Below are 10725 nucleotides of genomic sequence, written 5' to 3'. Positions count from 1 at the left end.
CCGAACTTGGCAGGCCCAATTTCGAACGCACCGCCTGAAATCCGTCTCGGGTAGGGCGCGTTCCAGCCAATTTACCCTCCGTGCAACAACGCCCCGGGAAACCATCCTAAATGAGTGGAAATCTTTCCGAAGCCAGGTGTCAGACAACTTCCGCATCATAACGCATGAGAAATTTCGGGTTTTACAGTAGCAGCGGTATAGATGAATCGACACCCGACAATCACTGCGACTTCGCTGATTTGCATCAGGACGCTGCGGATGCTGATCTGATACCTTCAAATAAGTCCGGTAGACCCAATCAGTAAAAGTTGCCCTACTGGTATCCAGCTGCGACGGAAAAGGAGTGCCATGACCAATTATGCGAAAATGAGAATAGCGAATCCCTCACCCTATTTCGAAACACCAGATCAGGTTCTGAGTGACGACAAGCTCAGCCGTGGTGACAAGGAGCAGGTCCTGACGTCGATGGCTCTTGATGCAGATCAGTTGATGGAAGCAACGGCCGAGGGTATGACTGGTGGCAGTCTGGCATATAATGCCAAGGACCTTCAGGCTGCCTTGATCCAACTCGAAAAAACCAGAGAATCTGAAACCGTCGATAAAGAAAGTCTGCCAAACCCCCGTTTCCAACGGATCATGGTGGTAACAACCGTCGACCAAGATTTGAACCGCGAAATCGCTGACCTTGCCTATGAAATGGCGGAGGTCGCAGGCGGCAAAGTATATTTGCTTAATGTTGTTCCATTGGCGTTCGAGGGGGCCGGAATATTGTCAGCTGGACCAATGGTAGCCCCCGGACAACCTGTTGCTGCTGAGAACAACCACATCATAGAAGACCGCAAGGAGCAGCTTGCAAAGTTGAGGGTTGAAAGCGGCTCAAACGTTGAGACCGAGATTGAGGTGCGCCGCGGCGAAACTGAACAGGTAATCGTCGACTATGCTGATGACTGCAATGCTGATGTCATCGTGGTTGGTTCTCCAAACCGGACTTGGCTCGAAGCTTTCTTGGAATCTTCAATCGCCCGCACAGTTACTAGATCCGCACCATGTCCTGTCTTGGTCGTACCGGAGCCAGTATAGCGCGTTAGTTTCACGCCAATTAGACGAAGCGTTTTGCTGGAAACTAACGTCATGTGAGACCGCAAACTCACAATCTACACTCCAGTCACAGCCTACTCACTTCGACATTTTAGCGTACTCGTGGACGTTTTTTTGCCAACCTATCGCAGCTGACATTTGCTGCACCACAGCAACCCCGACGTATCGTCAAGCGTTTGTCTTATGAAAGAAATTGCCATGACCAGTCTGCGTGCCAACCTGTTGACCAAGCCGATCCACAAATGGGCGAAGGGGGTCCTGCCCGCGCTTTCGCAAACCGAAAGCGAGGCTCTTACTGCCGGCGAGGTCTGGTGGGAGGCTGAATTATTCTCGGGCAATCCAGATTGGTCGAAACTTCATGAGGTCAAAGCACCCAAGCTCAGCGACGAGGAACAGGCGTTTTTCGACGGCCCTTGCCGCGAACTTTGCGGGATGATCGACGATTGGACGATTAACCAAGAAGCCGCCGACCTGCCCGCCAACGTTTGGAAATTTCTGCGCGACAAGAAGTTCTTCGGCATGATCATTCCTAAATCCTACGGCGGCTTAGGATTTTCCGCTTTCGCCCATTCAGAGATCATACGCTTCATTTCCACCCGCTCGATCGCCACCGCCGTGACCGTCATGGTGCCCAACTCACTGGGGCCCGGCGAATTGCTGCACATGTTCGGCACCGACGAACAAAAAGATTATTGGTCGCCGCGCCTTGCGGATGGCCGCGAGCTGCCTGCATTCGGCCTGACCAGCGCCGAGGCAGGGTCAGACGCCTCCGCAATGGTAGATGAAGGCGTGATCTGCAAAGGGCAGTGGAAAGGCAAAGAGGTGCTGGGTATAAGGCTCAATTGGGCCAAACGCTATATTACGCTGTCGCCAGTATGTACCGTCCTAGGGTTGGCGTTCAAATTGCGCGACCCCGACGGCCTGCTTGGCGACGTAAAAGATATCGGCATCACCTGTGCGCTGGTGCCTACCGATCTGAAGGGCGTCGAGACCGGGAAACGGCACTTGCCGTCCTCGACCATGTTTATGAACGGGCCAACCACGGGTAAGGACGTGTTCATTCCGATCGACAACATCGTCGGTGGACCTGACTACGCTGGCAAAGGCTGGATGATGCTGATGTCAGCGCTCGCCGCCGGTCGTGGGATATCTTTGCCGTCGATGGGATGCGCCGCTATCGCGCTTTGTGCTCACACAACCGGGGCGTATGCTCGCGTCCGTCAACAGTTCAATCTGCCCATCGGCAAGTTCGGTGGCGTGCAGGCCCGCATGGGACGGCTGGCCGCTGATGCCTATGCGATGGACGCCGCACGACATTTGACCTGTGCGGGGCTGGATGAGGGTCGACCACTTTCGGTGATTTCGGCCATCATGAAGGCGCACGCGACATTTAAAATGCGCGAGGCGCTCAACGATGCGATGGACGTGCACTCCGGCAAGGCAGTTATCGACGGCCCGTCGAATTATCTGCTGCCGCTCTACCGTGCCGTGCCCATCGGCATCACCGTTGAAGGCGCAAACATCGTCACGCGCAGCCTGATCATTTTTGGTCAGGGGTCCATCCGTGCCCACCCGCACATGCTCGACAACATGTTGGCTTTGCAGGAAGAGGACCCGGACAAATCGCTGGCAATGTTTGACAAAAGCGTTTGGGCGCATATCGGACACACCACGAAAACCCTGTTTCGGTCATGGGGACGCGCGTTGACGGGTGGTCGTTTTGCGCCTGCGCCGAATGCGGGCAAGGCCACACCGATCTATCGCCAATTGTCGCGCTGGTCGGCGGCCTATGCGCTGACGGCTGATGTGTTGTTCCTGACGTTGGGCGGCGCGTTAAAGCGCAAAGAAATGATTTCGGCGCGGATGGGGGACATTCTGTCGGACATGTACATCCTGTCCGCCGCATTGAAACGGTGGGAAGACGAAGGCAGGCAAGACGCCGATCTGCCCGTCCTGCAATACGCCGCCGCCGAAGCGTTCCGGCGTATTCAGACGGCACTGGACGAGGTCATTGTGAACCTGCCTGCCCGCTGGGCCGCCTGGGTGCTGCGGTTCCTGACTTGGCCTGGGAACCCGCAACGCGGGCCGGATGATCGGCTGATCACAAAATGCAGCGATCTGCTTTTTCATCCTTCGGACACCCGTGACCGGATCGTCGGCAGCGTGCATGAAGGCTGCGAGCGTAATGGCGTCATGGTGCTGAACCGTTGTTATGCGAAAGTAAATGAAATGGCTCCGGTGATGAAACGCCTACGCGAGGCGAAACAGACACCACAGCAAGCGCAAGAGACTGGCACCCTGAGCGATGCGGAAATGAAAGATATCCAAGAGATGGACGATCTCGTCTCTCAAGTGGTCGCTGTCGACGAATACACGCCTGAAGAACTGTCTGCAATTTTCCCTGACAATGCGGTTCACAGTCGCAAAGACTTCAATGCCATTTCCAAGGAGGCCGCAGAATGAGCGACACCAAAAATCAGCGTGTTTACCTTGTGGACGGCGCACGTACTCCGTTTCTGAAAGCGCGTGGCGTCCCCGGCCCTTTCACCCCCGTCGATCTGGCGGTGCAATGTGGCCGTCCTTTGCTGGCGCGGCAGACATTTGACCGAACCCTCTTTGATCTGGTTATTCTGGGCTGCGTCAACGTGATCGCGGACGAGATGAACCCGGCCCGCGTTGCCGCCCTCAGGCTCGGGTTGGGCGAGGAAATGGTCGCTTTCACGCTGCAGATCAACTGCGGCTCAGGCATGCAAAGCATCGACACCGCGTATCGCTATATCCGCGATGGCAGTCACCAGATGATCCTTGCGGGTGGGGCCGAGGCGCTCAGCCATGCGCCGCTGACCTTGCGCCAATCTGCCGTGGAATGGTTCGGGCAAATGAATGCCGCAAAAGGACCGCTGGCGCAGGCCCGCACGATGGCTGGGATCAGGCCGGAATTCTTCAAACCGATCGTCGGGCTGGAACGGGGTCTGACCGACCCCATCACCGAATTGAACATGGGCCAGACCGCAGAAGTTCTGGCGCACCGCTTCGACATTACCCGCGAAATGGCCGACACTTATGCGATGGAAAGCCATCACCGGCTGGCGCAGGCCCAAAAGGACGGGATCTTGGCAAGAGAGGTTATGCCCGCCTTTGATCGCGACGGGAACGTGTACGACCATGACGACGGCGTGCGCCCCGACAGCGACATGGCAGGGCTGGCCAAACCCAAACCTGTGTTTGAGCCGCCTTACGGCAAGGTCACGGCGGGCAATTCCAGCCAGATCACCGATGGGGCAAGCTGGTGCATCATCGCCTCGGAAAAAGCGATCGAAGAACACGGGCTGGAACCGCTCGCCGAAATTAAAGACAGCGAATGGGCGGGGCTTGATCCATCTATCATGGGGCTGGGTCCAGTCATAGCGTCAACGCCCATTGCGCAGCGGCACGGACTGAGCCTTGACGATATCGACCTTTGGGAGTTGAACGAAGCGTTTGCGGCGCAGGTGCTGGCCTGCCTTGCCGCGTGGCAGGACGCGGATTTCTGCAAGGAAGTATTTGGTTTGGATGATGCGTTTGGACGGATCGACCGGGACCGACTAAACGTCGATGGCGGTGCCATATCGCTGGGCCATCCGGTGGGCACCAGCGGCAACCGGATCGTGTTGCATCTGGCCAATGCGATGAAGAAATGTGGTGCCAAACGCGGCATCGCCACCGAATGTATTGGCGGTGGTCTGGGCGGTGCAATGTTGCTGGAGGCGGTGTGATGACGGAACCTGTACTTGAGTTTTTGGGAGACATGAAATTGGAATTAGGGGCTGCAGGAGATCCTGACGCCAACTGGCGCACAGGCCGTAATGCGGACGACATCCTTTGGCTTGCGCTCGATAAAAAAGACACTGGCACTAACACTATTTCCGAGGACGTGATCCGGGAATTGAACGCGCACATCGCAACTGCCGAAAAGGATATGCCTAAGGCTTTGGTTATCCGGTCAGCCAAACAATCAGGCTTTGCCGCCGGGGCAGACATAGGCAGCTTTGACGCCATGTCGGATGAAGGGGCCACCGATCTGCTACAACAGGGCCATGACGTGTTGGACCGGATCGAAGCGCTGCCTTGCCCAACCATCTGTGTAGTACATGGTGCAGCACTTGGCGCGGGGTTCGAACTGGCACTGGCTTGTGATTACCGCATCGCGGTTGACGGCGCGTCTTTTGCGTTCCCCGAAGTGCAGCTTGGCCTGCATCCCGGCCTTGGCGGCACCTTCCGCCTGCCCGCACTCATTGACCCTACAGAGGCGATGACGATGATGCTGACGGGCAAGACGGCTTATACCAAGCGCGCCAAGTCGCTGGGTATCGTTGATGTCATCGTCGAAGAACGCCATGTCGCTGCCGCCGTGCAGGCCGCGGCAGACCGTAAGATCGATGAACATGAACAAGGGCTGAAAGCACGCGCGCTGGGGTTTGAGCAGGCGCGCAGTCTGGTTGCCCGCCAGATGCGCAGCCAGACTGAAAAGAAGGCACCAAAAGAACATTACCCTGCCCCATATGCGCTGATTGATCTCTGGGAAGAATACGGCGGCAACCGCGACGATATGCAGCGCGGCGAGATCGAGAGTTTTGCAGAGTTGATCAAAACCGATACCTCGAAAAACCTGCGCCGCGTGTTCTTCCTGCGTCAAAAATTGAAAGATGCAGCAAGAGGTGACGACGACATTGACCATGTGCATGTGATCGGTGCTGGCGCTATGGGCACCGAAATTGCCGCGATGGCCGCCATCAAAGGCAAGAGGGTCACGCTGGGTGATGTGCAAACCGACCCGTTGGGCCGCGGCATTAAACAGGCAGCGCAAATTTGCCTCGACAAGCATCTGAGTAGGACGGAGACCCGCGACGCGCTGGATCGCCTGATGCCTGACCCACACGGCTACGGCATCGCCCAAGCTGACCTAATCATCGAGGCGGCACCCGAAAAAATAGATCTGAAAGAAAAAATTTTCGCGGGTCTCAAAGGCAAGATGAAAAAAGGCGCAATTCTTGCCTCCAACACCTCCAGCCTGTCGGTGGATGATCTGATGTCACACGCCCCGGCCAAGACACGTTTCGCAGGCCTGCATTTCTTCAATCCGGTTTCGCAGATCGATTTGGTCGAGATTGTCAAAGGCGCGGGAACCAATGCCAAGACGATGGACTGCCTTGCGGCGTTTTGCGGAGCGATTGGCAAGCTGCCTGCGAAGGTAGGGGATTACCCCGGTTTCGTGGTTAACCGCGCGCTGACGCCCTACTTGATGGAAGCCATGGTGCTGATGGACGAAGGTGTGCCTAAGGAGGTCATCGACACCGCCGCCCTGCGATTTGGTATGCCGATGGGGCCCGTGACGCTCGCCGATCAGGTGGGTCTCGACATCGGCCTTCATGTGGCGGAATCGCTGCGGGATAATCTGGACAAGCCAATGGCGGAGATTTCCCAAACCCTGTGCGGTAAAGTTGAGGCGGGCAATCTGGGCAAGAAGTCCGGTAAGGGCTTCTACGACTGGTCAGACGGCACGCCGCATCCCGATGCAGACATGGATAATGCCCCGGAAGATTTAACAGACCGTTTGATCCTGCCTATGCTGAACGCCTGTGTTGAAGTGCTGCGTTGCGAGGTTGCGAAGGACGACGATCAGGTCGATGGCGCGATGATATTTGCAACCGGATGGGCTCCGTTTCGCGGTGGACCGATGCATTACGCGCGCAGTCGAGGTGTCGATGACATCGTGTCCCGCTTGAAAGAACTGAAACAGGCGTACGGCCCCCGCTTTACCCCCGATGAAGGCTGGCAATCCCTTGGCTGAGACACCAAAAATATTCACCGATGCGGACAAGATGGCCCACGCCATTTTCGAGCAGACGGGAGGCGAAATACGCCTCGCCTTGCCGCTTGGTCTTGGCAAGCCCGTCACATTGGTCAATGCTCTGATCCGTATCGCAGTCGCGGATCCTGGGTTGCGCCTGTCGATTTTCACAGCACTCACCTTAGAGCGCCCCAAACCTGGGTCAGATATCGAAAAGCGGTTTCTGGAACCCGCGATGGACCGTCTGTTCGGGCGTTACCCTGCCCTGCTCTATGCTGAGATGATCAAGGGCGACGGACTGCCCGACAACATTGATGTCTCAGAGTTCTTTTTTCAGGCGGGCGCATGGCTGGGAAACAATTATGCGCAGCGTCATTACATTTCAGCCAATTATACTCACGCCCGCGACGTGCTGATCGCGCAAAGACCCAACGTGCTATCGCAATTGATGCCGCGCGAAGGGAACCGTTTCAGCCTGTCGTGCAATACCGACATATCAGCGGACCTAATTAGCATGCGCCACGCGGGACAGATGGATTTCATTGCCGTGGGCGAGGTGAACGACGCGCTGCCCTTTATGGATGGTAGCGCGGCACTTGATGCCGCAGAATTTGAAATGCTGCTGGACCCGCCTGAGCAGTTTGAGCTATTTTCGGCAGTGCGTCGCCCGGTATCGGATGCACAATACGCAATTGGGCTCCATGTCTCGCGGCTGATACCTGACGGAGGCACCTTACAGATCGGCATCGGCGCGATCGGCGACGCAGTGGCACATGCGTTGTTGTTGCGCGACCGCACCAAATTGGATGACCTTTGGCAGGCCGCGCCCTTTCCGTTGGTTGGAGACGACGCGGGTCCTTTTGAGATCGGACTTTACGGCGTCACTGAAATGCTGGTTGGCGGTTTGCTTGCACTTTTTGAGGCCGGGATCATCAAGCGCGAAGTGGACGGTGCCGCGATCCACGCGGGGTTCTTTGTCGATGCACGCGACATGTACGAACGCCTGCGCGCGATGGACTCCGATCAGCGCGCCAAAATAGCGATGATGCCGGTCAGCTTTACCAACGCACTTTACGGCGACGAGGCGGCCAAACGCGCCGCACGCAAACATGCGCGGTTCGTTAACGGCGCGATGCAGGTCAGTCTACTGGGTGACGTGATGTCAGATGCCGCTAAACTTGGACAGGTCGTCAGCGGCGTTGGCGGGCAATTCAACTTTATCGAACAGGCCTTTGCGCTGGACGATGGCCGGGCAGTCCTAACCTTACCTGCTACACGAAGTAGCGGTGGCAAGCTTACCTCGAACATCGTCTGGCAATTGCCGCTGACGACAGTACCGCGCCACATGCGCGATATCGTGGTGACGCAATATGGTGCCGCCGACCTGCGCGGACAGACCGACGAAGAGGTGATCAAACGTATGATCGCCATCGCAGACAGCCGGTTTCAAGAGGGCCTACTCAACACTGCCAAAAAGGCGGGCAAGATCGCCAAGAACTATCAAATCCCAACGGCGCACCGAAACAACACTCAAAATGTCCTCGCAAGCTGGTTAGCCCCACACAGAGTTGCGCTGTTGCCTGATTTCCCATTTGGCACCGACTTTAACGCCATTGAGCAAGTGCTGTTGCCTGCCCTGTCCGGCCTTGGCGATGCCGTGGGCAGCAAGCGACAAATTGCTATGCTGATTTGGGCATCCCTGACACTGCCCGCACACCCGCAGGAAGCTGCCGCGATGCAACGCATGGGCTATACCGCTGACGTCAGGCTTTTCGAACCACTACAATCTCGCGTTTTGCGCGGCGCACTGCGCGTGAAAGCAAAAAAACAGGAACTACACTCGGCTGGCCCGATTTCTGCGAAATAGTCGGCAATCTGAAATAGCAGTCTGTCATGCTGGTTTGTATGAATGTTCCTGCTGCGCATCTTTTATAAAACATTCAATTTTTAAAGGCACGCAGTAAGCCGGCCCAGCCGTTCGGTCAGTTTCATGTTTTCCGAGTAATCGACGGGGATAACGACAAGCGCAGGCCCCTTGTGATCAAGTGCTGCGCGTAGCGTGGATTGCAGGTTCTCCGCTTGGTTGCAGACGTTCACCTTCCAGCCAAAGCTCTGTCCTAACTGTACCCAGTCGGGGTTGGAGAAACTGAGGTTAGTATGGGTCCCGAACTCCTGCTCCTGCTTCCATTCGATCAACCCATGGGAATGGTCTTCCCAAACCAGCATGGTGATGTCAGATTTCATCCGCGCTGCCGTTTCCATCTCCTGTACATTCATCAGGAAATCGCCGTCGCCTGCGAGGCCGAGGACCTTGCTGTCTGGGCAGCTGATTGCGGCGCTAATCGCGCCGGGCAGCGGCATCCCCATCTAGCAGGTGCCGTTCGAGATGATACATGTCCCCGGTTCATTTGACTGATAGTGTCGGGCGACCCACATCTTGTGCGCACCTACACCGCAAAGAAGAATATCCGAAGGCCCGAGGCAGGCGCGTACATCAGCGATGGCTTTTTGCGGCTTGATTGGTCCGGCACCGGATTGATCGCGATGTTCTTCAAACTCCTCAAGCATCTTCTGACGCAGGGTCTTTTGATCGCTAAGGTAAAATTCTGTGTCGCCGATTGCCGCCTTTTCTTTCAAAGCCATAATGGATGCGGCCAAATCACCGACAATCTCGACCGCAGGGATGTAGCGGCTATCAACCTCGGCCGGAATGAAATCTAAGTGAATGATTTTCTTGTCGCCTGTTGGATTCCATTTATCTGGCGGGTATTCGACCATGTCATATCCCATTGTGATGATCAGGTCCGCGGCATCAACAACCGACATCGGAAAATCGCGCTGACCCATACCGATAGTGAAAAGACAGCGCGGATCCTCCAGATCAAGCGCGCCCTTCGCCATGAAAGTCATCAACACGCCGATACCTGTCGTCTCGCAGAATGACCGCAGCGCCGCGCTGGCCCGTGTTCTGATCGTCCCGTTGCCCGCGATGATCAATGGGCGCTTTGCTGCTGCGATCAGCGCCCATGCCTCATCTACCGCTTTGGCATCCGGAGATGGTCGTCGGACAGAAATATGTGGCAGCGGCACGGCGTCGGTTTCCATCGCTGCTATATCCTCGGCCAACTCGATATGTACTGCACCGGGTTTTTCCGCCTCTGCCAGTTTGACCGCCTTGCGCACGATCTCTGGGATCGCATCGGGCGTCAGGATCGCCTGCGACCATTTGGTGACCGACCGGAACATGCTGACAGCATCCATCATCTGATGGCTTTCTTTATGCTGCCGCGTCGTGGCCCCTTGCCCGGTAATGACCAAGAGCGGCGCACGGTCCATATTCCCGTCAGCGACGCCCGTCATCAGGTTGGTGGCCCCTGGCCCAAGTGTACCAAGGCAAACGCCGACTGTGCCTGTCAGCCGCCCATGGACGGACAGTGCATCGAAGGTTTCGAGGTTTACAGCCCCATGAATGTTCACACGACCGCGCCCTGCCGTGCTGAGAACCGCTGGATTTGATCCGACCTTCACCCAGCCAAACGCAGGCTTGGTCTGGTATTCCGGATGCACCGCATCGGCGAAGTAGACGGCTTCATCTGCTGGCAACTCACGCATCAGGCGTTCGTAAAATGCGATGAAAGCGGCCTGTTTTTCCGCTGATGCCACGCGTGGCAGGGGCTTGGGCTTGCGGTACTCAAAGCCCAGTCGGGCCAGAAGTTTGATGCAGCCAGAATGGGAGTAGTTCAGACCGCACTCAGCTGCGACATGGGCCCTGATCTCGACAGTCGAGCGACAGAAGC

7 protein-coding genes are annotated in these 10725 nt (G+C 56.6%); 5 read left to right on the top strand and 2 right to left on the bottom strand.

The window, feature by feature from the left end; all coding sequences use genetic code 11:
- Positions 1-348 precede the first annotated feature (348 nt).
- From BM174_RS19905 to BM174_RS19885, 5 genes are all read left to right on the top strand, one after another.
- The gene (locus tag BM174_RS19905) at positions 349-1080 is read left to right on the top strand and encodes a universal stress protein (protein WP_093925566.1); all 732 of its coding nucleotides are present in this window, start codon (positions 349-351) and stop codon (positions 1078-1080) included.
- 216 nt (positions 1081-1296) lie between these two features.
- Positions 1297-3561 carry an acyl-CoA dehydrogenase gene (locus tag BM174_RS19900; RefSeq protein ID WP_218152959.1) on the top strand — a complete coding sequence of 755 codons (2265 nt, stop codon included), beginning with the start codon at positions 1297-1299 and terminating at the stop codon, positions 3559-3561.
- Positions 3558-4853 (top strand): acetyl-CoA C-acetyltransferase, encoded by a 1296-nt coding sequence (locus BM174_RS19895; protein WP_093925564.1) that lies wholly within the window; start codon positions 3558-3560, stop codon positions 4851-4853. Before BM174_RS19900 ends, BM174_RS19895 begins: the two co-directional genes overlap by 4 nt.
- Positions 4853-6928 (top strand): 3-hydroxyacyl-CoA dehydrogenase NAD-binding domain-containing protein, encoded by a 2076-nt coding sequence (locus BM174_RS19890; RefSeq protein ID WP_093925563.1) that lies wholly within the window; start codon positions 4853-4855, stop codon positions 6926-6928. The genes BM174_RS19895 and BM174_RS19890 overlap by 1 nt, the downstream gene beginning before the upstream one ends.
- Positions 6921-8795 carry an acetyl-CoA hydrolase/transferase C-terminal domain-containing protein gene (locus tag BM174_RS19885; RefSeq protein ID WP_245766466.1) on the top strand — a complete coding sequence of 625 codons (1875 nt, stop codon included), beginning with the start codon at positions 6921-6923 and terminating at the stop codon, positions 8793-8795. The genes BM174_RS19890 and BM174_RS19885 overlap by 8 nt, the downstream gene beginning before the upstream one ends.
- 80 nt (positions 8796-8875) lie before the next feature.
- On the opposite strand, the gene BM174_RS21505 is transcribed toward BM174_RS19885, so the two are convergent.
- A complete protein-coding gene (locus BM174_RS21505; RefSeq protein ID WP_245766465.1) occupies positions 8876-9295 on the bottom strand; it encodes a thiamine pyrophosphate-dependent enzyme in 420 nt (139 codons plus the stop codon).
- On the bottom strand, positions 9296-10725 hold a 1430-nt coding region (locus BM174_RS21500; protein WP_245766464.1), incomplete at its 5' end, for a thiamine pyrophosphate-binding protein. It abuts the gene before it with no gap.

Source organism: Sulfitobacter brevis, from assembly GCF_900112755.1.
Classification (GTDB): Bacteria; Pseudomonadota; Alphaproteobacteria; order Rhodobacterales; family Rhodobacteraceae; genus Sulfitobacter; species Sulfitobacter brevis.
This window is presented reverse-complemented; position numbering and strand designations above follow the sequence as displayed.

Bases quoted from the DNA above. Each gene is read 5' to 3' on its own strand.
- BM174_RS19905 (WP_093925566.1), top strand. From the start codon at position 349: ATGACCAATTATGCGAAAATGAGAATAGCGAATCCCTCACCCTATTTC.
- BM174_RS19900 (WP_218152959.1), top strand. From the start codon at position 1,297: ATGACCAGTCTGCGTGCCAACCTGTTGACCAAGCCGATCCACAAATGG.
- BM174_RS19895 (WP_093925564.1), top strand. From the start codon at position 3,558: ATGAGCGACACCAAAAATCAGCGTGTTTACCTTGTGGACGGCGCACGT.
- BM174_RS19890 (WP_093925563.1), top strand. From the start codon at position 4,853: ATGACGGAACCTGTACTTGAGTTTTTGGGAGACATGAAATTGGAATTA.
- BM174_RS21505 (WP_245766465.1), bottom strand. From the start codon at position 9,295: ATGGGGATGCCGCTGCCCGGCGCGATTAGCGCCGCAATCAGCTGCCCA.